At 60.4% G+C, this 23544-nt stretch carries 18 protein-coding genes; 12 read left to right on the top strand and 6 right to left on the bottom strand.

The window, feature by feature from the left end; genetic code table 11:
* Positions 1–118 precede the first annotated feature (118 nt).
* From rsmA to F8N80_RS25225, 4 genes are read right to left on the bottom strand one after another with little or no spacing between them, the layout of a single operon-like run.
* Positions 119–937, bottom strand: a complete 819-nt coding sequence (rsmA, locus tag F8N80_RS25240; RefSeq protein ID WP_150746003.1) for a 16S rRNA (adenine(1518)-N(6)/adenine(1519)-N(6))-dimethyltransferase RsmA — start codon at positions 935–937, stop codon at positions 119–121.
* The gene (pdxA, locus tag F8N80_RS25235) at positions 934–1923 is read right to left on the bottom strand and encodes a 4-hydroxythreonine-4-phosphate dehydrogenase PdxA (RefSeq protein WP_150784933.1); all 990 of its coding nucleotides are present in this window, start codon (positions 1921–1923) and stop codon (positions 934–936) included. The genes rsmA and pdxA overlap by 4 nt, the downstream gene beginning before the upstream one ends.
* Positions 1920–3236, bottom strand: a complete 1317-nt coding sequence (surA, locus tag F8N80_RS25230) for a peptidylprolyl isomerase SurA (RefSeq protein WP_150746001.1) — start codon at positions 3234–3236, stop codon at positions 1920–1922. Before surA ends, pdxA begins: the two co-directional genes overlap by 4 nt.
* Positions 3217–6015: an LPS-assembly protein LptD gene (locus tag F8N80_RS25225; RefSeq protein WP_150746000.1), complete on the bottom strand. Its 2799-nt coding sequence runs from the start codon at positions 6013–6015 to the stop codon at positions 3217–3219. The genes surA and F8N80_RS25225 overlap by 20 nt, the downstream gene beginning before the upstream one ends.
* Positions 6016–6145: 130 nt before the next feature.
* On the opposite strand from F8N80_RS25225, the gene F8N80_RS25220 reads away from it, so the two are divergent.
* Genes F8N80_RS25220 through F8N80_RS25210 form a run of 3 tightly spaced genes read left to right on the top strand, consistent with a single transcriptional unit; the run spans position 6146 to position 8602 of the window.
* On the top strand, positions 6146–7165 hold the full coding sequence (locus F8N80_RS25220; protein WP_150745999.1) for an aminoglycoside phosphotransferase family protein: 1020 nt from the start codon (positions 6146–6148) through the stop codon (positions 7163–7165).
* On the top strand, positions 7162–7833 hold the full coding sequence (gene murU, locus F8N80_RS25215) for an N-acetylmuramate alpha-1-phosphate uridylyltransferase MurU (protein ID WP_150745998.1): 672 nt from the start codon (positions 7162–7164) through the stop codon (positions 7831–7833). The genes F8N80_RS25220 and murU overlap by 4 nt, the downstream gene beginning before the upstream one ends.
* A 1-nt stretch (position 7834) precedes the next feature.
* Positions 7835–8602, top strand: coding sequence for a DnaJ domain-containing protein (locus F8N80_RS25210; protein ID WP_150745997.1), 768 nt, complete (start codon positions 7835–7837; stop codon positions 8600–8602).
* A 139-nt stretch (positions 8603–8741) separates the two neighbouring features.
* Here F8N80_RS25210 and F8N80_RS25205 read toward each other — a convergent pair whose 3' ends face one another.
* Positions 8742–9737 (bottom strand): alpha/beta hydrolase family protein, encoded by a 996-nt coding sequence (locus tag F8N80_RS25205; RefSeq protein ID WP_150745996.1) that lies wholly within the window; start codon positions 9735–9737, stop codon positions 8742–8744.
* Positions 9738–9810: 73 nt separating this feature from the next.
* Here F8N80_RS25205 and F8N80_RS25200 point away from each other — a divergent pair, with 73 nt between their 5' ends.
* The 9 genes from F8N80_RS25200 to trpE all read left to right on the top strand — a co-directional run bounded on the left by F8N80_RS25200 (position 9811) and on the right by trpE (position 21216).
* Positions 9811–12207, top strand: coding sequence for a PAS domain-containing sensor histidine kinase (locus F8N80_RS25200; RefSeq protein WP_150745995.1), 2397 nt, complete (start codon positions 9811–9813; stop codon positions 12205–12207).
* A 142-nt stretch (positions 12208–12349) separates the two neighbouring features.
* Complete coding sequence (locus F8N80_RS25195; protein WP_150745994.1) at positions 12350–12979, top strand: response regulator; 630 nt, start codon at positions 12350–12352, stop codon at positions 12977–12979.
* Positions 12980–13355: 376 nt separating this feature from the next.
* Positions 13356–14480, top strand: a complete 1125-nt coding sequence (locus F8N80_RS25185) for an ABC transporter ATP-binding protein (protein WP_150745993.1) — start codon at positions 13356–13358, stop codon at positions 14478–14480.
* Between the two features lie 51 nt (positions 14481–14531).
* The gene (locus tag F8N80_RS25180) at positions 14532–15575 is read left to right on the top strand and encodes an ABC transporter substrate-binding protein (protein WP_150784932.1); all 1044 of its coding nucleotides are present in this window, start codon (positions 14532–14534) and stop codon (positions 15573–15575) included.
* A 199-nt stretch (positions 15576–15774) separates the two neighbouring features.
* The gene (locus tag F8N80_RS25170; RefSeq protein WP_150745991.1) at positions 15775–17022 is read left to right on the top strand and encodes an ABC transporter permease; all 1248 of its coding nucleotides are present in this window, start codon (positions 15775–15777) and stop codon (positions 17020–17022) included.
* 12 nt (positions 17023–17034) lie between these two features.
* Entirely contained in the window at positions 17035–17859 is an 825-nt protein-coding gene (locus F8N80_RS25165; protein WP_064680085.1) for an ABC transporter permease, read from the top strand.
* Positions 17860–18173: 314 nt separating this feature from the next.
* Positions 18174–18848: a ribulose-phosphate 3-epimerase gene (rpe, locus tag F8N80_RS25160; protein WP_028621492.1), complete on the top strand. Its 675-nt coding sequence runs from the start codon at positions 18174–18176 to the stop codon at positions 18846–18848.
* Positions 18845–19663, top strand: coding sequence for a phosphoglycolate phosphatase (locus F8N80_RS25155; RefSeq protein WP_150745990.1), 819 nt, complete (start codon positions 18845–18847; stop codon positions 19661–19663). Before rpe ends, F8N80_RS25155 begins: the two co-directional genes overlap by 4 nt.
* 71 nt (positions 19664–19734) lie before the next feature.
* Complete coding sequence (trpE, locus tag F8N80_RS25150) at positions 19735–21216, top strand: anthranilate synthase component I (protein WP_150745989.1); 1482 nt, start codon at positions 19735–19737, stop codon at positions 21214–21216.
* Between the two features lie 189 nt (positions 21217–21405).
* On the opposite strand, the gene estP is transcribed toward trpE, so the two are convergent.
* Positions 21406–23313 (bottom strand): esterase EstP, encoded by a 1908-nt coding sequence (gene estP, locus F8N80_RS25145; RefSeq protein WP_150784931.1) that lies wholly within the window; start codon positions 23311–23313, stop codon positions 21406–21408.
* Positions 23314–23544 lie beyond the last annotated feature (231 nt).

Raw genomic sequence — 23544 nt, 5'->3', positions numbered from 1 at the left:
AGGCCTTAAAAACGAAGCGGGACGCGGGGCCTAGCTGATGTTACTCAGTCTAGGCCAAGTATCGGATAGTAAACCAGACATGGGCGCCGGTGTCCTATCCGATAACGCTTCAGACCTGTCAGATGTTCACAGTCTTCTGCAGGACTTGTTCGCTCAGCTTGTCGGCCAGACGCACGAAGGCGGCCAGGTCGAGCTGCTCGGGGCGCAGGCTGCCATCGACACCGGCAGCTTCGATCTCGGCATTGCTCAGCAGCAGCTTGAGGGTGTTGCGCAGGGTCTTGCGTCGTTGGTTGAAGGCTTCGCGAACGACGCGTTCCAACAGCTTGTGATCCTTGGCCGGGTGCGGCAGCACTGCGTGAGGGACCAGGCGCACGATGGCCGAGTCGACTTTCGGTGGCGGATTGAACGCCCCCGGGCCAACGTTGAACAGATGCTCGACCCGGCAGTGGTACTGAACCATGATCGACAGCCGACCCCAATCACCACCGCCAGGACCTGCGGCCATGCGCTCGACCACTTCCTTTTGCAGCATGAAGTGCATGTCGCGGATCAGGCTGGCGTTGTGCAGCAGGTGAAAAATCAGCGGCGTAGAGATGTTGTACGGCAGGTTGCCGACAACTCGCAGGCTGTTCGGTGCGGCGCCAAGGCTGTTGAAATCGAACTTCAGCGCGTCGCCCTGGTGCAGGTTGAAGTTGCTCTTGCCGGCAAATTGCTGGTTAAGGATCGGGATCAGATCCTTGTCCAGTTCCACCACGTCGAGCTGGGCACCACTGTTGAGCAGGCCTTGAGTCAGCGCACCCTGGCCCGGACCGATTTCCAGCAGGCGGTCTTCGGGTTTGGCGTGGATGGAGCGCAGGATGCGGTCGATAACGCCAGCATCATGCAGGAAGTTCTGGCCGAAACGCTTGCGCGCCCGGTGTTGGTAATGCTCGGTCATATACGGGTCTCGGCCATCTGGTAGGCGGTTTCCAGGGCGACTTGCAGGCTGCCGGTGTCAATCTTGCCGCTGCCGGCCAGATCCAGGGCGGTGCCGTGGTCGACCGAGGTGCGGATGATCGGCAAGCCGAGGGTCACGTTGACTGCCGCGCCGAAACCTTTGTATTTCAGCACGGGCAGGCCCTGGTCGTGGTACATCGCCAACACTGCATCGCAGTGCTCCAGATATTTGGGGGTAAACAGAGTGTCGGCGGGCAGAGGGCCGCGAAGGTCCATGCCCTCGCCGCGCAGGCGCTCTAATGTGGGTTCGATGATGTCGATTTCTTCATGGCCCAGGTGTCCGCCTTCACCGGCATGGGGGTTGAGCCCGCAGACCAGGATGCGTGGCCGGGCGATGCCGAATTTTTCTTGCAGATCGGCATGCAGGATTCGAGTGACCCGTTCCAGGCGCTCCGGCGTGATTGCGTCGGCAATCTCGCGCAGGGGCAGGTGAGTGGTGACCAGCGCTACACGCAATCCGCGAGTGGCGAGCATCATCACCACTTGTGCGGTATGGGTCAGGTCAGCGAGAAACTCCGTGTGCCCGGAAAAAGCGATGCCGGATTCATTGATCACGCCCTTGTGTACCGGGGCGGTGATCATGCCGGCAAAATGCCCGTCCAGGCAGCCCTGGCCAGCACGAGTGAGGGTTTCCAGGACGAACGCCGCATTGGCCTTGTTCAGTTGACCGGCAGTGACCCTGGTGTTGAGCGGGGTATCCCAGACGTAGAGGCTATTGGCCGGCGCAGGTACATCCGGCCAGCTGTCCGGCGCAACCGGCAGCAGATCGACCACCACGCCCAGCTGCGCGGCCCGCTCAAGGAGCAGGTCGCGGCTGGTGATGGCAATCAGGGGGTGAGGCTGGGCGTGCGCCGCGAGCAGCAGGCACAGGTCAGGACCTATGCCGGCCGGTTCGCCGGGTGTCAGCGCGAAACGTTTGGGATTCACTGCGTTGCCTGGTCTGCACCAGGGAGTTTGATCTCTACGTACGCTTCGTCACGGATCTGACGCAGCCAGGTTTGCAGCTCTTCGTCATATTTGCGGTTACGCAAAACGGTCATCGCCTGCTGTTCACGGGCCTGACTGGTGCTGTCGGTGGCGCGGCGGCCCAGGACTTCCAGGACGTGCCAGCCATATTGGGTCTGGAACGGAGGGGACAGCTGACCTTGCGGGGTCTTGGCCATCACTTCGCGGAACTCGGGAACCAGTGCATTCGGGTCGATCCAGTTCAGGTCGCCACCGTTGAGGGCGGAACCCGGGTCTTCCGAGAAGCTTTTCGCCAGTTCGCCGAAATCCTCTCCCGCTTCGATCCGGGTGTAGAGCGACTGAGCCAGGGCCTTGGTTTTTTCTTCGTCGCGGATCGGGCTAGGTTTGACCAGGATATGACGCACGTGCACTTCGTCACGCACCTGGGTCTCACCGCCACGCTTGTCGAGGATCTTCAGGATGATGAAGCCGCCCGGTGTACGCATCGGTTGAGTAATGTCCCCGACAGCCATGGAGCTGAGCAGGCGATCGAACGGAGGTGGCAGTTGAGCGGCTTTGCGCCAGCCCATGTCCCCGCCTTCCAGTGCGGTTTCGCTGGCGGATCTGGCGATTGCCAGTTGACCGAAGTCAGCGCCTTGCTTGAGCTGCTGGTAGACCGCGTCGGCCTGTTTGGCTGCATTCTGAATCGCGTCGGAGTTGGCGCTTTCCGGCGTAGGAATCAGGATGTTGGCCAAGCGGAACTCTTCGGACAACTGCATCTTGCCGAGATCGGAAGCGAGGAAGTTCTTCACCTCCTGTTCGGACACCTGGATACGCTCTGCCACACGACGCTGACGCACACGGCTGATGATCATCTCGCGGCGAATCTGGTCACGGGCTTCGTCGTAAGACAGGCCGTCGCGAGTCAGGGCGGCGCGGAATTGATCCACGGACATGTTATTGCGCTGGGCAATGGTGCCGACAGCCTGGTTCAGTTCTTCATCGGTAATGCGGATACCGGAACGTTCGCCGATCTGCAGTTGCAGGTTTTCGACGATCAGACGCTCCAGCACCTGCTGATCCAGCACGTTGGCCGGCGGTACCGCAGCACCGCGCTTGGCGATGGTTTGCTGAACTTCATGGACCCGTTGGTCCAGCTGGCTCTGCATGACCACGTCGTTGTCGACGATGGCCACCACTTTATCGATGGACTGTACCGAGGCGTTGGCCACAGTACCCAGGAACAGCGCGCCCAGCATTAGCGGGCGCAGACAATCAGAAAGCTTGGTCTTCACGTTCACGATAACCTTGGATGCCTTTGTCGAGGAAGCTCTCTACTTTAGAGCCGGTGAGGCCGCCGAGTCCCTTCAGAACGATTTGGAGGAAGACGCCATGGTCGCCTTTTTCGTTTTGCGGAGCGTCTTGACTGGTTTCGTCATAGTCGACCCAGTAACGGTTGATCAGGCGCAGCTTCCAGCAGCAATTGTCGTACTCGAAGCCACCGAAGGCCTCCAGGGTACGGTTGCGGTTGTAGTCGTACTGCCAGCGGCTGATCAGGTTCCATTGCGGCACGACTGGCCACATTACCGAGAAGTCGTGCTGCTGGATCTTGTAATAGTCCTTTACGTAGCCAGGTTGGCCCGGAGTGCCGTAGTCGCCGCCGCCCACCGACCATTGACCGGTGTTCTGGTCGTAGCGGACCTGGTCGTTGCGATAGCGATAACCGGCGTTGATGACCTTGTTCGGGTTGTCTTCAGGCTGGTAGTGAAACATTGCGCTGCCCGAGCGAGGGCTGCGGCTGTCCGGGTCCCAGTTGTAATCGGCGGTGGTGCGCCAATCGCGGTTCCAGCGGTACTCGTATTCCAGGGCGTAAGGCGAAACGTCCGACTGGGCATCCTGACGGGTCCTGGCATCGATGCCTGGCAACTGAACCTTGCGATCCTTGAAGTAGACGGCCTGGCCGACGCTGATGCGTTGACGCTCGAAGCCGTTCTCTTCGATCCAGCGGTTGGTGATGCCCAGCGACAGTTTGTTCTCATCGCCGACGCGGTCGGAGCCGGAGAAACGGTTGTCGCGGAACAGCGACGCGTAACTGAAGGTGTACTCGCTGGTGTCGAAGACTGGAATGTCTTCCTGGTCCGTTTCCGGAACGTAGAGGTAAAACAGGCGTGGCTCAAGGGTCTGGCGGTAGTTTTTGCCGAACCATTGGGTGTTGCGGTCGAAGTACAGGCCGCTGTCGATGCTGGCAATCGGCACGCCGCGGTTCTGGTTGCTGTCGAAGGTACCGTTGAGTCGGTCCTGTTCAGCGCTCTGCGCGGCAATCTGGGACTTGCCTGTACCGTCCAGGTCCAGCTGGTACTGCGTGTACTGGTACTTGAGCGTTGGTTTCACGAAACCATACGTCCAGTCCAGCGGCAGGCTCACGGCTGGCGCCAGGTTGAGGCGGTCGCCGGTGGCGCGTGCCAAGCCCTGGACGTTAGTGTCCAGGCGCGGGCTCAAATTGCCGTCTTCGTCCGAGAAATTGCCCGTTTTCAGATCCCGGTCAAACCTGACGAGTTCAGTGTTGTACGAGAAGTCCAGGCCGCCCGGACGGTAGGGCAGCGCACCATCGAAGGTGATCTGCGGCAAACGATCATACGGTGTGATGTTCGAGACGGTCGCCAGCTGATAGGCCTGGGCGTTGACGCGAGCGGTGTAACTGTCGCCGCGATAGCTGACGGAACCCTGCTGGTTCACGTAATCAGAGCTTTTCACGCCAATCTGGTCAGTCTGCAGATCCTGGAAGTAATACGGATCGCTGATCTTGGTGTAGTCGACCTGGGATAAGACGCGCGAGTCGAGACCACCCTTGTGTTGCCAGTTGTACATGTAGCGGGTTTTTTCGTAGTCGGTCTGGAGCTTGCGATCGTCATTCTCGTCGTTGAGGTACGCGGCGCCGAACTGACCCTCGCTGGACTTGGTCAGGTAGCGGAACTCGCCTTCCATCAACAGACCGCGATCGCTCATGTAGCGCGGGTACAACGTGGCATCGTAGTTCGGTGCCAGGTTGAAGTAATACGGGGTGACCAGCAAGAAGCCGGTATCGCTGCCGGTACCGATGGTCGGCGGCAGGAAGCCCGACTGGCGACGGTCATCGATCGGGAAATAGATGTACGGCGTGTACAGGACCGGAATGTCCTTGACCCGCAGCGTCACGTTGGTCGCGGTGCCGAAGCCGGTAGCCGGGTTCAGGGTGATGTTGTTGCCCTTGAGCTGCCAGGCGTTGCTGTTCGGTTCGCAGGTGGTGTACGTACCATCCTTGAGGCGGATGATCGCGTTCTCGGCGCGTCTGGCGTACAGCGCGCTGCCGCGAATGCGGGATTTGTGCATCACGTATTCGGCGTTGTCGACCTTGGCTTCACCGGTGTCGAGTTGTACGTCGGCGTGGTCGCCGACGATCAGTGCGCCATTGTCGCGAACCCGTACGTTACCGCTCAGTTCGCCACGGCTCTCGGCCTGGTAGAGATTCGCTTCGTCGGCTTCGACCTGCATGCTGCCCTGGCGCATGACCACGTCGCCGGCCAGGGTAGCGACCTGCTCTTCCTGCTTATAGCGAGAGGCTTTGGCGCCGATAAAGGTTGGAGCGTCACTTTTACTCGTCTTGTCACTCATGCCCGGACGAATCGGTTCGACATAGGAACCAGAGCAGTAAGGACCGGTTTCAGCCAATTGCGCTGCCGTGAGTTTCTCGCGCGGAACCCAGTCGAGGTGACTGTAGTCTTCGCTACGCGACTTCAGGCCGCGGCCCTTGGCTTCGGTCACCAGTACTGGCTTGGCACCGGTGTCTTGACTGACACTGTCGTCAGCCGGCGTCTCGCCGCCCGCGCTGACAGGGCTGCCCTCATGGACGGGGCGCGGTGGCAAGGCAGTTGCTTGAGATTTCGGCGCACAGTTCCAGGCACCCGAAGCAGATACTGAGCAGTCATACTGTTGTGCGGCGACCACGAACGAAGTGGCGAATGGTTGCAGGGCCAGCAGACTGCCGGTCACCAACAACGGAAATTTTTTACGAAACGCGGGGGATTTCAATGCCATCTTAATAGTCCGGGCTTCCTGCGTGCCATCTGCCCGCGGTGTGGGCCGCACGCCTCTCGATGGTCTGAAAAAGATGCTGGATAATAAAGCATGACCCGCTTGACGGCTAGCGCCGTCGGAGACCCTTGCAATGCCTGACCAAGATGTACGTTTGCAACACCTGAAAGTTTGGCTCGATGAGCAGTTGCCGATCCTTTTTGCAGAACAAGGCTGGGGTGCCGTACCTCCAGCCTCGTTGACCGCAGCCAGTAGCGACGCGAGTTTCAGGCGCTACTTTCGCTGGGAAGGCGAGGGCAGAAGCTTCGTCGTGATGGACGCTCCACCGCCCCGGGAAAACTGCAAACCCTTCGTGGATATTGCTTTCCTGCTGGCGAAATCCGGAATAAATGTACCGAAAATCTATGCCGAAGACCTCGAGCATGGATTTCTGCTGCTCAATGACCTGGGCAACAAGACTTATCTGGACGTGATTGACAGCGAAAATGCCGACGACCTGTTCAAGGATGCCGTGCAAGCGCTGCTGGCTTTTCAGCAGTTGCCGATGGTCGCACCGCTGCCGAGTTATGACGTGGCCTTATTGCGACGCGAGCTGGAATTGTTTCCCGAATGGTACGTGAAGTGCGAGCTGGGCATCGAGTTCGACTCGGCTCAGCAAAAGCTCTGGCAGCAGGTCAGCGATTTGCTGATCGATAGCGCCCTGGCCCAGCCCAAGGTCCTGGTGCATCGCGACTACATGCCGCGCAACCTGATGCTCAGCGAGCCGAATCCGGGTGTCCTGGATTTCCAGGACGCGGTCTATGGTCCGGTGACTTACGACGTGACCTGTCTGTTCAAGGATGCGTTCCTCAGCTGGCCCGAGGAGCGTGTACGCGGCTGGCTGGAAGATTACTGGCAGCAGGCGGGCGATCTCGGGATCCCGGTTCAGCCCGACTTCGAGGATTTCCTGCGCGCCAGCGACCTGATGGGCGTGCAGCGTCACTTGAAAGTGATCGGTATCTTCGCCCGGATCTGCCACCGCGACGGCAAGCCGCGTTACCTGGCGGATGTGCCGCGCTTCTTTGCTTACATAGAGGCCGTGGTCGCCCGCCGTCCCGAACTGGCTGAGCTGGATGTGTTGCTGGCCAGTCTGCGTGCTGGAGCGAATGCATGAAGGCGATGATTCTGGCAGCAGGCAAAGGCGAGCGCATGCGCCCGTTGACCCTGACTACGCCAAAACCGCTGGTTCGCGCCGGCGGAGTGCCACTGATCGAGTATCACCTGCGCGCACTGGCCGCCGCCGGTTTTACCGAGATCGTGATCAATCACGCCTGGCTCGGCCAGCAGATCGAAGACTACCTGGGCGACGGCTCGCAGTATGGCGTGAGTATTGAGTACTCGCCGGAAGGTGAGCCGCTGGAAACCGGCGGCGGAATATTTCGCGCGTTGCCGTTGCTGGGGGATGAGGCCTTTTTAGTGGTCAACGGTGATATCTGGACCGATTACGACTTCAGCGTGTTGCATCGGCCCATTGCCGGGCTGGCGCATCTGGTGCTGGCGGACAACCCGGCCCATCACCGGGCCGGGGACTTCAATCTGATCGACGGACAGGTACGTGACGGTCAGCCGGACTGCGCCACCCTGACCTACAGCGGCATCGCGGTGCTGCACCCGCAGCTGTTCGATGGTTGCTCGGCAGGGGCCTTCAAGCTTGCGCCGCTGCTGCGCACCGCCATGGCAGACGGGCAAGTGACCGGCGAGCACCTGAACGGGCTCTGGGTGGATGTCGGCACTCACGAGCGTCTGACCGAAGTGGACACTCTGATAGAAGCGAGACGCTGAGATGCTGTGGCCAGGGACTCTTATCGGAGCCGGAGCGGGCTATGCCATTGCCAGCATTCCGGGGGCCATGCTCGGCGCCTTGCTTGGGCAGGCGCTGGATCGGCGTCTGCAACTGCGGGGCTGGGCGGATGTGTGGGAAAAGCTCGGTGGCCGGTCGGCGCTGCGCAACGATGAACTGCTGTTCGTGTTGTTGGGACGGCTGGCCAAGTGCGACGGAAGGGTGGGTAATGGTCACATCCAGCAGGCTCGCCAGGAGATGCGCTCGCTGGAAATGACCGAATCGGCCCGGCGCCGTGCAATTGCGGCGTTCAATCGCGGCAAGTCGGGACATGACCGGTTGCGCGGTCAACTGCGTCGCTTGAGTGCCCAACCCCATGCAGCCGAAGGCGTCTTGCGCGCCTGTTGGCGGATGATCTGGGCCGATGGCTGCGCCGGTGTGGGTGAGCTTGAGCTGGTAACCCAGTGGGGTAAATGGCTGGGCTGGACCCGGCAACAGGTGCAAGCGCTGTCCAGCGACTATGAACCGCAGAAACGTCCGTTGGTCAGCAGCGCCGTGACCTATCAGGAGGCTTTGCGCCTATTGGGCGTGTCCGCCACCAGCGAGCCGACGCAGATCAAGCGCGCTTATCGACGCCTGCTCAGCCGCCATCATCCGGACAAGATCGCCGGCAGCGGGGCGACGGCGTTGCAGGTTCGTGAGGCGACCGACAAGACTCGCGAGTTGCATAACGCCTATACCTTGATTCGTGAGCGGCGGGATTTTCGTTAGAAGGGAAAGGTTTTGTTGTCTGAGATGCCGCCTTCGCGAGCAAGCCAGCTCCCACATTTGATCTCCGTCGTGCGGAAACGTTGTGTCCACTGAAGATCAAATGTGGGAGCGGGCTTGCTCGCGAATGGGGCGACTCGGTCTATTTGTCCGCCGCAGGCTGAGGATTCAACCACCCCCGAACCCGACGAACCAGCTGCTCCTGCTCAGCCTTGCTGTTACCCGGCAGCGCCTTGAGCGATACCTGGCTGAAACCCGAAGCCTTCAAGCGTTTGCTCGCCTGCAAACGTTCCAGCGCCGCGTTGCGATCCATCGGCTTATCCCTATAGAAAATGTCTGCAACAGGCAGTTTCAATGTGGGGGTGAGTTCAGCCAGTCCGGGTTTCGCGCTTACCGGCGTCCGGGCGGCGACCATCACCAGTTTTTCGACCTGCGGGGGCTGTTTTTCGCTCAGGTAGCGCACGGCCCAGTAAGCACCGGTGCCATGACCCAATACAACGATGCTGCGGGCGCTTTGCTGTTCGGCGTAGGCAATGGCCGAATCGATGCGAGCGAAGATTCGTTCGGCGTCGGCCCGGGCCTGTTCCTCGCCGGTTTCGACGATCGCCTTGTCCGCCACCTCCGCTTCGCCGCCAACGGCCTGCTCGATGGGCGCGGCAGTGGTGGCATCCTTGCTACCGGTCTCGGGCGCTTTGAGCGTTGGCGGCATTTCAACGATACGTGGCGCAATGGCATCGCTTTGCGGGTCCGGCAAGGTGATACTCAGGCTGCTCCACTCGGCATCCGGCAATGTGCGCCGCAATGGAGCGATTGCATGCGGCCAGTCAACAGTTTCGCCGGCGCCCGGGATGATAATCACCGCACCCTTGGGGCTGGCGGTATTGGCCGGTTTCCACAGGGCCAGAAAGGTATCGGCACCGGCTTGCAGTTGTTGCTGTTCCTGGACCGGGGCCTGTCGCTCAAGGGCGGTCGCGTCTTCCTGGCTACGCTCTGGCAACGGCGGGCGCCCAAGCGGTTTTTCTTGCGCGGTGTTCCCCGTGGCGCTTGAGGCCGGGCCGGCTGCCTCGACGGAAAAGGCGCAAGGCAGGATCAGCGACAGGCACAATGCCGACAGTGCCAGGCGGTAGACAGGGAGCATCGGATATTCCAGGCCAGAAGTGATTCCGGCAGCCTAATGGGTTGGTCAGTATTTGTCAGTGTGTGAGACTTCAATGATGCGTTTTCGCTGCCTGTGGGTTATCGGCTGTTTGTGGTTTCCCTTGATGAGCTGGGCGGCATCCGCGCCTCCAGTGCACGTCACGCCATTGTCCACGGACCAGCAGCAATGGCTGGCTCAGCATCGCGAGTTGCGCGTCGGACTGTTGCTGCAAGCACCTTACGCCCAATACGATCGCCGTTTGCAGCGCCTGTCGGGCGTTAACGTCGAGCTGATGCAATGGCTGGCCCAGTCACTCAAGGTCGAGTTGAGCTGGCGTCATTTCCCTGACCTTGCGCAGCTGGAAGCCGCGGCGCGTGAAGGTGAAATCGATATCGCTCCAGGACTGAGTCAAACCCCTGGCGGTCTGCGTCTGTGGCATTTTTCCGACCCGTACATGCGGGTACCGCAGTTGGTGGTCAGTGACCAGAAAAGCACGGGCGCAGTGGAGCTGGAAAAACTCGACAGCCAGACCCGCGTCGCCGTGCGCATGCCCAGCGCCACTGCCGATTACCTGCGCGGCAATTACCCGCATTTGAACCTTCAAGGCGTACCGGTCGAGCGCCAGGCACTGCAACTGTTGTTGAGTCAGCAAGCCAGTTACGCCGTGGTCGATGAAGCGCAGCTGGGGCGCCTGTCCGCCGAGCCGGAGTTCGCCGCTCTGGTAGTGGTCGGTGACATTGGCCTGCCGCAACTGCTGCGTGTGGCCACGCGCCGGGACTGGCCGGAGCTGGCCGGTATCGTCGAAAGCGCATTGCGGGCGATCCCGGCCAAGGACCTGGAGCAGTTGCACAGCCAATGGCTGCAACCCAAGTACCCGCGGCTGACCGAATCCCCGGGTTTCTGGCAAAACCTCTGCCTGTTGTTGGCAGTGTTGATGCTGAGCAGCATGGCCATCGTGTTCTGGCAACGTCGGCAACAGCACAGTCTGGAGCAACGGTTATTGGCGGCGCGGGAAGACATTGCCCTGCGTGCCGCCAGCGAAGAAGCCTTGCGCCTGACTCAGTTTTCCATCGACCAGAGCACCGTCGGCATTCTCTGGGTCAACTGGGACAGCCATGTGCGCTACGCCAACCGCGCGGCCGAAACCATGTTGGGCTATCCGGCGGGCGGGATCATCGACAGGCCTTTGATCGATTTTGAGCCGGGTCTGCACATGGACCGCTGGCTGAACCTGTGGAAGCGCGCCCGCGCCAGCGAAGAAGGCCCGCAAAGTTTCGAGACCAACTGTGTGCGCGCCGATGGCAGCGTTCTGCCAGCGGATGTTTCGTTGAGCTTCCTGCGTTTTCGCGGCGGCGAATACCTGGTGGTTTACCTCAATGATGTCACCGAACGCCGCCGTGCCCTGGCTGCATTGCAGGAAAGCGAAGCGCGACTGCAAGGGATCGCCGCCAATGTTCCGGGGCTGGTCTTCCGGCTGGAGCGTGCGCCGGTGACCGGGCAGATCGACTTTGCCTACATCAGTGAAGGCAGCGAGAGCCTGGTGGGTTACTCGCCGGCCACCCTGGCTCATCGCGACAAAGGCCTGCGCAGTCTGGTGCATCCGGACGACAAGGCCAGCTATCACCAGACTCAGGACCATGCGCTGGACACCGACAGTGACTGGTCGTGGCAAGGACGGATTCTCACCCGTTCGGGCGAGCAGCGCTGGGCCGAGATCAAGGCCATTACCCGCCGGCTCGAAGACGGTGCCTATGTCTGGGACGGCATTGTCTGGGACATCAGCGAGAGCAAGCGCATCGAGCTGGAACTGGCCAGCTCCAGGGGGCAATTGCGTGAGTTGTCCGCTCATCTGGAGAGTGTACGGGAGGAGGAAAAGGCCCGCATCGCCCGGGAAGTTCATGACGAGTTGGGTCAGATGTTGACCGTGTTGAAGCTGGAAACGTCCATGTGCGAACTGGCCTACGCCCAGCTCGACCCCGGTCTGAACGAACGCTTGAACAGCATGAAGCGCTTGATCGCTCAGCTGTTCCAACTGGTGCGTGATGTGGCGACGGCGCTGCGCCCACCGATTCTCGATGCCGGGATTGCATCGGCCATCGAATGGCAGGCCCGCCGTTTTGAGGCGCGCACGCAGATTCCGTGCCTGGTGCAGGTGCCGGATAATCTGCCAGTGCTCAGTGATGCCAAGGCGGTTGGCTTGTTCCGGATTCTTCAGGAGGCGCTGACCAATGTCATGCGCCATGCCCAGGCGCATACTGTTGAACTGACGTTGACGCTGGAAGGCGACGAGTTGTGCCTGACGGTCAGTGATGATGGCGTAGGATTCGTCCCCTCCACCGGCAGGTCGACATCCTTTGGTGTCGTCGGCATGCGCGAGCGGGTGTTGATCATGGGTGGGCAGCTGTCGCTTGAAAGTGAGCCGGGGGAAGGCACGACCTTGAGTGTGCGAGTGCCGGTGGGTGAGGCCTGAAGTATTTGCGGCGTCTGTACTGACGCCTTCGCGGGCAAGCCCGCTCCCACAGGGGGCTATGCAAATGCACAGATTTTGATAGCCCCTCAAATCACTGTGGGAGCGGGCTTGCCCGCGATAGATCTTGAATCTGGAGAAGAACGTGATCCGTGTACTGGTAGCCGAAGACCACACCATCGTCCGCGAAGGCATCAAGCAATTGATTGGCCTGGCCAAGGACCTGCTGGTGGTAGGGGAGGCGAGCAATGGCGAGCAGTTGCTCGAAACCTTGCGTCATGTGGCCTGCGAAGTGGTGTTGCTGGATATCTCCATGCCCGGTGTCAATGGCCTGGAAGCCATTCCACGGATTCGCGCACTGAACAATCCACCGGCGATTCTGGTGTTGTCGATGCACGACGAAGCGCAAATGGCCGCCCGTGCGTTGAAGGTTGGTGCCGCCGGTTACGCAACCAAGGACAGCGATCCGGCGCTACTCCTGACCGCGATTCGCAAAGTCGCGGCGGGCGGGCGTTACATCGACCCGGACCTGGCTGATCGTATGGTTTTCGAAGTCGGCCTGACCGATTCGCGTCCGCTGCATTCGTTGCTCTCGGAGCGCGAATTCTCAGTGTTCGAACGCCTGGCCCAGGGCGCCAACGTCAACGACATCGCCCAGCAACTGGCCTTGAGCAGCAAGACCATCAGCACCCACAAGGCGCGGCTGATGCAGAAGCTCAACATCACTTCGTTGGCGGAACTGGTGAAGTACGCGATGGAGCACAAGCTCCTCTGACACACACCATCCACGGGTTCACTATACATCCCTGTGGGAGCGGGCTTGCTCGCGAAGGCGGTGTGTCAGGCGACATCAATATTGACTGGGCCGCCGTCTTCGCGAGCAAGCCCGCTCCCACAGGGGATCTGGTTTGTTCTTCCGAACGCGGGCATATCCATTAACGACACGCATTTCAAGCCGCTTTTGCCCGTTCTTGCGGTTTGCAGCTTGAAACTTGCCGCTACCCCTATCCAATCCCGCCATCCTTGTAGGGCAATCCCTACCCCCAGCCTTCCATCCGGCTGAGGCCATTCTCTCCTGCGCCCCGATTTGCGTGGTCACCAGCGTCCACTAGGCTTAGTCCACAGCAGTCATCAACAACAAAGGTGTGGGTATGAGCCAGGTCGATTCAAGCGCAGGGGCCAGCGACATTCTGGTCAGCTTTCGTGGAGTGCAAAAGAGCTACGACGGCGAGAACCTGATCGTCAAAGACCTCAACCTGGACATTCGCAAAGGCGAATTCCTCACCTTGCTCGGGCCGTCCGGCTCCGGCAAGACCACCAGCCTGATGATGCTCGCCGGTTTCGAAACACCGACCGCAGGTGAAATCCTCCTGGCCGGGCGTTCCATCAACAACGTGCCGCCGCACAAGCGCGACATCGGCATGGTGTTCCAGAACTACGCGTTGTTCCCGCACATGACCGTTGCCGAGAACCTGGCGTTCCCGCTGACCGTTCGCGGCTTGAACAAGAGCGATGTCAGCGACCGGGTCAAACGCGTCTTGAGCATGGTTCAGCTCGACCTGTTCGCCCAACGTTATCCGGCGCAACTGTCCGGTGGTCAGCAACAGCGTGTGGCCCTGGCCCGTGCCTTGGTGTTCGAACCGCAACTGGTGTTGATGGACGAACCCCTCGGCGCGCTGGACAAACAGCTGCGCGAACACATGCAGATGGAGATCAAGCATCTGCACCAGCGTCTGGGCGTGACGGTAGTTTACGTGACCCATGACCAGGGCGAAGCCCTGACCATGTCCGACCGTGTGGCGGTGTTCCACCAGGGCGAAATCCAGCAGATCGCACCGCCGCGCTCCCTCTATGAAGAACCGAAAAACACCTTCGTCGCCAACTTCATCGGCGAGAACAACCGTCTCAATGGCCGCTTGCACAGCCATACCGGCGACCGCTGCGTCGTCGAACTCGGTCGCGGTGAAAAGGTTGAAGCCCTGGCGGTCAACGTCGGCAAGACCGGCGAGCCCGTCACGCTGTCGATTCGCCCGGAACGCGTGAGCCTCAATGGTTCGAGCGAATCCTGCGTCAACCGCTTCTCGGGGAGGGTGGCGGAATTCATCTATCTGGGCGACCACGTGCGGGTTCGCCTGGAAGTCTGCGGCAAGACCGACTTTTTTGTGAAACAACCGATTGCCGAGCTCGACCCCGCGCTGGCGGTTGGCGACGTGGTACCGCTTGGCTGGCAGGTCGAACACGTTCGCGCGCTCGACCCGCTTCTAGAGGCGCATTGATCGCCCCCCCTGCTTCAACAACACCAACCCTGCACGTGGAGAGAACAATAAATGTTGAGATCCCTGAAATTCACCGCTTTGGTCATGGGCATGATCGGTGCGGCACACGCGATGGCGGCGGGCCCGGACTTGACCGTGGTGTCCTTTGGCGGGGCGAACAAGGCGGCGCAGGTCAAAGCCTTCTACGCACCGTGGGAAGCGGCGGGCAACGGCAAGATCGTGGCGGGCGAGTACAACGGCGAGATGGCCAAGATCAAGGCCATGGTCGACACCAAGAGCGTGTCCTGGGACCTGGTGGAAGTTGAATCGCCGGAACTGTCCCGTGGTTGCGACGAAGACATGTTCGAGCAACTCGATCCCGCGCTGTTCGGCAAAAACGAAGACTACGTCAAAGGCGCTATCCAGCCGTGCGGCGTGGGCTTCTTCGTGTGGTCGACCGTGCTGGCCTACAACGCCGACAAGCTGAAAAGCGCACCGACCAGTTGGGTGGATTTCTGGGACACCAAGACATTTCCGGGCAAACGCGGCCTGCGTAAAGGTGCCAAGTACACCCTGGAATTCGCGCTGATGGCCGACGGCGTTGCCCCGAAAGACGTCTACAAAGTGCTGGCCAGCAAGGATGGTCAGGATCGCGCGTTCAAGAAGCTTGATCAGCTCAAACCAAGCATTCAGTGGTGGGAAGCCGGCGCACAACCGCCGCAATACCTCGCTTCCGGTGATGTGGTCATGAGCTCGGCCTACAACGGCCGGATTGCTGCCGTGCAGAAAGAAAGCAACCTGAAAGTGGTGTGGAACGGCGGTATCTACGACTTCGACGCATGGGCCATTCCAAAAGGCCTGGACAAGGCACGTGCTGAAGCAGCGAAAAAATTCATCGCGTTCTCGGTGCAGCCGCAACAGCAGAAGACCTATTCGGAAAACATCGCTTACGGCCCGGCCAACGTTCAAGCCGTACCGCTGTTGGCCAAGGATATCCTGAAGGACATGCCGACCACCCCGGAAAACATCGCCAACCAGGTGCAGATCGACGTCAGCTTCTGGGCTGACAACGGCGAGCAACTGGAGCAGCGCTTCAATTCCTGGGCTGCCAAATAAGCACGACCCTGCAAAGGTGGGCTTGCCCCACCCTGTGGGAGCGGGCTTGCTCGCGAAGACGTCAGCACATTCAGCATCACTGTTGACTGACACTCCGCCTTCGCGAGCAAGCCCGCTCCCACATTTGAACGGCGTGTATTAAACGATCGAGGCAGCGCGTGCCGCCTCCTGTAACGCTCAAAGATTTCCGGAGTACGCCATGGCCACCGCCATTCCCCTGAACGCGGGCACAGCCCCCACCTTGAAGCAGCGCCTCAAGCATGCCGAGCGGATCAATCGCTGGAAGGCCCAGGCCTTGATCGCGCCGCTGGTGCTGTTTCTGCTGCTGGTGTTCCTGGTGCCGATCGTGGCGCTGCTCTACAAAAGCGTCGGCAACCCGGAAGTGGTCGGCGGCATGCCACGCACCGTGGCGGCCATCGCCAGCTGGGACGGCCGCGGCCTGCCCGCTGAACCGGTTTACAAGGCGGCCAGCGAAGACCTGGCCGAAGCCCGCAAGAATCAGACCTTGGGCGACCTGTCCAAGCGCTTGAACATGGAGTTGGCCGGCTATCGTAGCCTGCTGACCAAAACCGCACGCGCCTTGCCGTTCGCCACCGAACCGGCCTCTTATAAAGAAGCGCTGGAAGCTCTCGACGAGCGCTGGGGCGACCCGGCCTACTGGCAAGCCGTACGCCGCAACACCAGCAGCATTACGCCGTACTACCTGCTGGCGGCGGTGGACCACCGGATCGACGACCTCGGCGAAATCGCCCCCGCCACCCCCGATCAGGCCATCTACCTCGACATTTTTGCCCGAACATTCTGGATGGGCCTGATCATCACCGTGATCTGCCTGGTGCTGGCTTATCCGTTGGCCTATCTGCTGGCGAACTTGCCATCGCGGCAAAGCAACCTGCTGATGATTCTGGTACTGCTGCCGTTCTGGACCTCGATTCTGGTGCGGGTCGCCGCGTGGATAGTGCTGCTGCAATCGGGCGGTTTGATCAATAGCGGTCTGATGGCCATGGGCATCATCGATAAGCCGCTGGAGCTGGTGTTCAACCGTACCGGCGTCTACATCTCGATGGTGCACATCCTGCTGCCGTTCATGATTCTGCCGATCTACAGCGTGATGAAAGGCATTTCGCCCACCTACATGCGCGCCGCGATTTCCCTCGGCTGCCACCCGTTCGCCAGCTTCTGGCGGGTGTACTTTCCGCAGACCTATGCCGGTGTCGGCGCCGGTTGCCTGTTGGTGTTCATCCTCGCCATCGGCTACTACATCACCCCGGCCTTGCTGGGCAGCCCGAACGATCAAATGGTCAGTTACTTCGTCGCCTTCTACACCAACACCAGCATCAACTGGGGCATGGCGACCGCACTCGGTGGGCTGCTGCTGTTGGCGACCGTGGTGCTGTATCTGATTTACAACTGGCTGGTGGGCGCCAGTCGCCTGCGCCTGAGCTAAGGGGAGAACGAAATGCTGAGTCCTTATATGTCGCCCATCGAGCGGGCGTGGTTCTACAGCTTGCGGATTCTCTGCGGCTTGATCCTGTTGTTCCTGATTTTGCCGGTGCTGGTGATCATTCCGCTGTCGTTCAACTCAGGGAGTTTCCTGGTGTACCCGCTGCAAGGCTTCTCGCTGCAGTGGTATCACGACTTCTTCGCGTCGGCGGAATGGATGCGGGCGCTGAAGAACAGCATCATCGTCGCCCCGGCGGCCACGGTGCTGGCGATGATCTTCGGTACGCTGGCAGCGATTGGCCTGACTCGGGGCGACTTTCCCGGCAAGCCGTTGGTGATGGCCCTGGTGATTTCGCCGATGGTGGTGCCGGTGGTGATCATCGGTGTCGCCAGCTACCTGTTCTTTGCGCCGCTTGGTCTGGGCAACAGCTTCTTCTCATTGATCGTGGTGCATGCGGTGTTGGGTGTGCCGTTTGTGATCATCACGGTGTCGGCGACTTTGCAGGGGTTCAACCACAACCTGGTTCGGGCGGCTGCAAGCCTGGGGGCTTCACCGCTGACGGCGTTTCGGCGGGTGACCTTGCCGTTGATCGCGCCGGGCGTGATCTCGGGGGCATTATTCGCCTTCGCCACCTCGTTTGATGAAGTGGTGGTGACGCTGTTCCTCGCCGGCCCCGAACAGGCGACCCTGCCGCGGCAGATGTTCAGCGGCATCCGCGAAAACCTCAGCCCGACCATTGCTGCCGCCGCGACACTGCTGATTGCTTTCTCGGTGATCCTGCTGCTGACCCTGGAATGGCTGCGTGGCCGCAGCGAAAAACTGCGCACCGCCCAGGTTTAAAGCAACACACCGATCAACTGTAGGAGCGAGCTTGCTCCGGGCGGCGTTCCGACGATGGACGTGAACGATAACGCTTGCTGCCTGAATGCACGCGGCGCTCTCAGGGTTTTCGCGAACAAGCTCGCTCCTACAGGGTTTCATGCAGTTCTTGGGATTGCCTCACAAATTGTTCACCGGCGCCGCTGCCAACAAGCAACTGGTCGCTGAGCTGACCCGTCTGGACATCGACTACTGATTATCGCGTCACGGTGCGCGCTTCAAAGCATGAGGTATACAATGCGCGCCATCGTGATTTTGCTCAGTAAAGGTGCGTCATGCAGCCCTTCGTCATTGCTCCGTCGATTCTCTCCGCCGATTTCGCCCGCCTGGGCGAGGAGGTGGACAACGTCCTGGCCGCCGGCGCCGACTTCGTACACTTCGATGTCATGGACAACCATTACGTGCCGAACCTGACCATCGGCCCGATGGTCTGTGCCGCGCTGCGCAAGTACGGCGTGACTGCGCCGATCGACGCGCACCTGATGGTCAGCCCGGTGGACCGCATTGTCGGCGACTTCATCGAGGCCGGCGCGACTTACATCACCTTCCACCCGGAAGCCACGCAGCACGTCGACCGCTCCCTGCAATTGATCCGCGAAGGCGGCTGCAAGTCGGGCCTGGTGTTCAATCCGGCGACGCCGCTGGACGTGCTCAAGTACGTGATGGACAAGGTCGACATGATCCTGCTGATGAGCGTCAACCCGGGCTTTGGCGGGCAGAAGTTCATTCCTGGCACCCTCGACAAGCTGCGTGAAGCGCGGGCACTGATCGATGCCTCCGGTCGTGACATCCGCCTGGAAATCGACGGCGGCGTGAACGTGAACAACATTCGCGAAATCGCCGCTGCTGGCGCCGACACCTTCGTCGCCGGCTCGGCGATCTTCAATGCACCGAACTACCAAGAGGTGATTGAAAAGATGCGTTCCGAACTGGCGCTGACCCGCCCATGAGTGGCTTTGAGCAGCTATTCCCGGGAACACTGCCGCGGCTGGTGATGTTCGATCTGGATGGCACGCTGGTCGATTCGGTCCCGGACCTCGCGGCGGCTGTGGATAACATGCTGCTCAAACTCGGCCGCGCACCTGCCGGGATCGAGTCGGTGCGCGACTGGGTTGGCAACGGTGTGCACATGCTGGTGCGCCGGGCACTGGCCAACCATATCGATGCCGAGAACGTCGATGAGGTCGAGGCCGAGCATGCACTGGAGCTGTTCAACGGCTTTTACGAGGATGGACACGAATTGACCGTGGTCTACCCCGGTGTGCGCGATACCCTGAAATGGCTGCACAAGCAGGGTGTCGAGATGGCGTTGATCACCAACAAACCGGAGCGTTTCGTCGCGCCGCTGCTGGATCAGATGAAGATCGGCCGCTACTTCCGCTGGATCATCGGCGGCGATACCCTGCCAAAGAAGAAGCCTGACCCGGCGGCACTGTTCTTCGTGATGAAAATGGCCAATATCCCGGCTTCGCAATCCTTGTTCGTCGGCGATTCGCGTAGCGATGTGCTGGCGGCGAAAGCGGCGGGGGTCAAGTGTGTCGCGCTCAGTTATGGCTATAACCATGGCCGGCCGATTGCTGAAGAATCCCCGGCGCTGGTGATCGACGATCTACGCAAATTAATTCCCGGTTGCCTGGATCTGGCCGCTGGGATAACGTTGCCCGACGCTGTTCAATCTCCTGTCGGAAATCCCATCGTGGTGGTCACTCGCAAACTCTGGATGAAAGTCATCAAGGCCCTGGCCCGCTGGCGTTGGCGCGCCTGACTTGTTCCTGGCCGGCATCCCGGCGCGTTTGCATACCTGACTGTTAGACCCTCAAGCCACGAGGCTACTCCATGATCCGCGAAGAATTCCTGCGTTTGGCCGCTGCCGGCTACAACCGCATCCCGCTTGCCTGCGAAACCCTGGCGGACTTCGACACGCCGCTGTCGATCTACCTGAAACTGGCCGATGAGCCCAACTCCTACCTGCTCGAATCGGTGCAGGGCGGCGAAAAGTGGGGCCGTTATTCGATCATTGGTTTGCCGTGCCGCACCGTGCTGCGGGTTCACGATCATCACATCAGTGTGACCCACGATGGCGTCGAGATCGAAAGCCATGAAGCTGAAGACCCGCTGACCTTCGTCGAAGAATTCAAGGCTCGGTACAACGTGCCGATCGTCGCCGGCCTGCCGCGTTTCAATGGCGGCCTGGTGGGTTACTTCGGGTACGACTGCGTACGTTATGTGGAGAAGCGTCTGGGCAAGTGCCCAAACCCGGATCCGCTGGGCGTGCCGGACATTCTGCTGATGGTCTCCGACGCGGTGGTGGTGTTCGACAACCTCGCCGGCAAGATGCACGCGATTGTCCTGGCCGATCCGTCGCAGGACGATGCTTTCGAGCACGGACAGGCACGTCTGGAAGCGCTGCTGGAAAAACTCCGTCAGCCGATCACACCGCGCCGTGGCCTGGATTTCAGCAAGCAGCAGTCTGCCGACCCGGTATTCCGCTCAAGCTTCACCCAGGACGACTACGAAAAAGCCGTCGACACCATCAAGGAGTACATCCTGGCCGGTGACTGCATGCAGGTCGTACCGTCCCAGCGCATGTCGATCGACTTCAAGGCTGCGCCGATCGATCTGTACCGGGCGCTACGCTGCTTCAACCCGACGCCCTACATGTACTTCTTCAACTTCGGCGACTTCCACGTCGTCGGCAGTTCGCCGGAAGTGCTGGTGCGGGTCGAAGACAACCTGATCACCGTACGCCCGATCGCCGGCACCCGTCCGCGGGGTGCCAATGAAGAAGCCGATGTTGCGCTGGAAAAAGACCTGCTGTCCGATGACAAGGAAATCGCCGAGCACTTGATGCTGATCGACCTGGGCCGTAACGATACCGGTCGCGTTTCGGAAATCGGCTCGGTGAAACTCACCGAAAAGATGGTGATCGAGCGTTACTCCAACGTCATGCACATCGTGTCCAACGTCACCGGGCAACTGACGGCCGGGCTGACGGCGATGGATGCACTGCGGGCGATTCTGCCGGCCGGCACCTTGTCCGGTGCACCGAAGATTCGCGCAATGGAAATCATTGACGAGCTGGAGCCCGTCAAGCGTGGCGTGTATGGCGGCGCGGTCGGTTACTACGCCTGGAACGGCAACATGGACACCGCCATTGCAATCCGCACCGCGGTGATCAAGAACGGCGAGCTGCACGTGCAGGCTGGTGGCGGCATTGTCGCCGACTCGGTGCCGGCGCTGGAATGGGAAGAAACCCTGAATAAACGCCGTGCAATGTTCCGTGCGGTCGCCCTGGCCGAACAAACCCCGGACGCCTGAGTTCATGCAAACCTGTGGGAGCGGGCTTGCTCGCGAAAGCGGTGTGTCAGGCGACATCAATATTGACTGGGCCGCCGTCTTCGCGAGCAAGTCGAATCGTCGCACCGCCGCTCCCACAAGGATCTCATCACCATAAAAAATGCGGCGCCTGTGAAGGAACCGCGTTTTTTGTGCTTGCTATTTAATGAATCAGAAATCCAGCGCAACCCCAACGCTAAGTCCTTGCTGGGTAAAGTCATCAGCCTTGCGGAGCGTGTACCCACCACGCAACGCCAAATCGGCCGTCAGCTTGTGGCTGACCCCCAGGCTCACGCGATTCAAATGACTTTGCGGTGTGTAACCGTCGAGCTCGAAGTCCAGCGACGGCAGGCTATTGAGGGCGATGTTCACTTTCTGAGTGTCATCCTCGTATTCGCGTTCGAAGGAGTATTCGCCGAACACTTGAGTCTGCGGGGTGATCTGGTATTTGCCCTGGAGACCGGCGCCCAGCCGTTTCGAGTCGCGTTTCTGGTCATCAAAAGTCAGCGCCGTGGAACGATTGCCGTTTTCCGAATAGCCGTCGACTTCCACTTTCGCGTAATCGGCGCTGATGAACGGCGACAAGTGCCATTCGCTGCCCGGTTGCGCAATATCGTAGCCGAGGCGAGTGCTGAAGGCCCAAAGGTGGCCGTCGGTATCACCTTTTTCCGCCCCTTCGCCGACACCCAGGTCGAATTTGCGCTTGAGGTTGTCGTAGTCCAGCTTGCCGCCGGTCAACGCGGCTTCGGCCCACCAGCGATTCTGCTGGAACTGGGCGAAGGCTGTCGCCAGGTAGCTGTTGAGCTTGTAGTCCGAATCATTACTGCCGGCTTCAAGGTTCTGCCGATAAAAGCCTGCCGCCATACCGACCCGCCAGGCTTCATTGAGGCGATAGCTGCCGCCAATATTCAGGTTGGATCCGCTGCCATCGGCACTGGCACTACTGCTTTGGCTATCGACATCCAGATGCTGGCCGCCACCGGCGACAATCGCGCGCCATTGGCCGACTGCCTGCCAGTTCTCCCAATCCGATTGCCATTGGCTACGCAGTTCATCCTGGTGCGCACGTAGCGTGGCGTGGGCCATTTCCGGCAGCAGTGTCAGCTCCCACGGTGCAGCGAGTAAGGAATAGGCGTAGTCGGAAATCAGCTTCTGCCCGGTTTCAGTCGGGTGAACGCCATCGTTATAGATCAGTTTGCTCGGGTCCGGCGTGGCGCTGTTGATGCCATAGGCGGCGTTTTCAACGCAGCCATTGCCGCTGAAACAGGTTGCAACCAGGTTCTGGTCAGTGGCCAGTCCGAATCGTGCCGGGTCGGCGACGGTTTCCTGCAACAGCAATGGAACGTTAAGCGGGATGACCTCGGCGTCGATGCTCCCGAGTCGTGTCACCAGGCGCTGATTGAAGAGGCTGCTCAGTAGCGAGAAACCGGGCTGTGCAGGACTGCCATTGAGGGCGGGCGTCAAGCCCAGGTCCGGCAACAGCCAGACCATGATGTACCGGGCGCCGGCGGTCTGCAGAACCTGGGCGCTGTCTGCCAGTCGATCTGCCGCGGCGCCAGCCTGGGCCGGGTTGAGCACAAGGCCCTGGAGGAAATCGTTACCGCCACCGGAGAGGAAATACAGCGCATTCGGGTCCGCGCGCAAATGGTTGGTCGCCAGATAGCCAGGACGAGTACGTTCGCCAGTGGCGGAGACATTGGTAATCGAATCGAGGATCTGGTCGGTGCGATAACCACCCACGGCCCAGTTGTCGCCGTCAGGCAGGCCCTGGCTGGCGCGCGCGGCCGAGGTCGAAGCGGCTGTCTGGTCCGGGGAAAAACCGAGCCTGCCACCCAACAGCTGTGTCGAGTTGGCGGAGTAAGCCTCGCCGCTGCCATCTTGGTAGACCGGCCCGGTGCGGTTGGTAAAACGCAGGGTCGCGCCGGTTGGACCGCCGGTGTCGGTAAACTGCCCGGCGTCGCTGAGACTGTCGCCGAATACGATGAAGTTCGAGTAAGGATTGGGCGCCGCAATCGCCTGGGTACAGGCCATGGCGAGCAAGCAGACTGCAAGTGGTACAGCCAACGACTGTTTGATCATGAGCAAATCCGTTTGTTTATTGTTTTAGTGAGCGAACGACCGTGCCAAAAACTATAGAGCCTGTTGCCATTCGGCGCGAACCCCTCGATTGTTTCACCGCGCTTCGATCGCCCCATATTGCACGCTCTGCCCAGCTAAGTTACTGTGCCAATACGTATAAATGAGACCTTCCCCGTGTTGATCGTCAGCAAACTCATGGATCAAGTCATCAAGGCACACGCCCGTTGGCGT

It is taken from the genome of Pseudomonas fluorescens (genome assembly GCF_902497995.1).
Lineage (GTDB): Bacteria > Pseudomonadota > Gammaproteobacteria > Pseudomonadales > Pseudomonadaceae > Aquipseudomonas > Aquipseudomonas fluorescens_BK.
Note: the sequence above shows the minus strand (reverse complement) of the source record. Positions and strands in the feature narration are given on the sequence as shown.

What these genes read in the sequence shown, in the direction of transcription:
- rsmA (WP_150746003.1), bottom strand. Translation starts at nt 937, where the DNA reads ATGACCGAGCATTACCAACACCGGGCGCGCAAGCGTTTCGGCCAGAAC.
- F8N80_RS25225 (WP_150746000.1), bottom strand. Translation starts at nt 6,015, where the DNA reads ATGGCATTGAAATCCCCCGCGTTTCGTAAAAAATTTCCGTTGTTGGTG.
- F8N80_RS25220 (WP_150745999.1), top strand. Translation starts at nt 6,146, where the DNA reads ATGCCTGACCAAGATGTACGTTTGCAACACCTGAAAGTTTGGCTCGAT.
- murU (WP_150745998.1), top strand. Translation starts at nt 7,162, where the DNA reads ATGAAGGCGATGATTCTGGCAGCAGGCAAAGGCGAGCGCATGCGCCCG.
- F8N80_RS25210 (WP_150745997.1), top strand. Translation starts at nt 7,835, where the DNA reads ATGCTGTGGCCAGGGACTCTTATCGGAGCCGGAGCGGGCTATGCCATT.
- F8N80_RS25205 (WP_150745996.1), bottom strand. Translation starts at nt 9,737, where the DNA reads ATGCTCCCTGTCTACCGCCTGGCACTGTCGGCATTGTGCCTGTCGCTG.
- F8N80_RS25200 (WP_150745995.1), top strand. Translation starts at nt 9,811, where the DNA reads ATGATGCGTTTTCGCTGCCTGTGGGTTATCGGCTGTTTGTGGTTTCCC.
- F8N80_RS25185 (WP_150745993.1), top strand. Translation starts at nt 13,356, where the DNA reads ATGAGCCAGGTCGATTCAAGCGCAGGGGCCAGCGACATTCTGGTCAGC.
- F8N80_RS25180 (WP_150784932.1), top strand. Translation starts at nt 14,532, where the DNA reads ATGTTGAGATCCCTGAAATTCACCGCTTTGGTCATGGGCATGATCGGT.
- F8N80_RS25170 (WP_150745991.1), top strand. Translation starts at nt 15,775, where the DNA reads ATGGCCACCGCCATTCCCCTGAACGCGGGCACAGCCCCCACCTTGAAG.
- F8N80_RS25165 (WP_064680085.1), top strand. Translation starts at nt 17,035, where the DNA reads ATGCTGAGTCCTTATATGTCGCCCATCGAGCGGGCGTGGTTCTACAGC.
- rpe (WP_028621492.1), top strand. Translation starts at nt 18,174, where the DNA reads ATGCAGCCCTTCGTCATTGCTCCGTCGATTCTCTCCGCCGATTTCGCC.
- F8N80_RS25155 (WP_150745990.1), top strand. Translation starts at nt 18,845, where the DNA reads ATGAGTGGCTTTGAGCAGCTATTCCCGGGAACACTGCCGCGGCTGGTG.
- trpE (WP_150745989.1), top strand. Translation starts at nt 19,735, where the DNA reads ATGATCCGCGAAGAATTCCTGCGTTTGGCCGCTGCCGGCTACAACCGC.
- estP (WP_150784931.1), bottom strand. Translation starts at nt 23,313, where the DNA reads ATGATCAAACAGTCGTTGGCTGTACCACTTGCAGTCTGCTTGCTCGCC.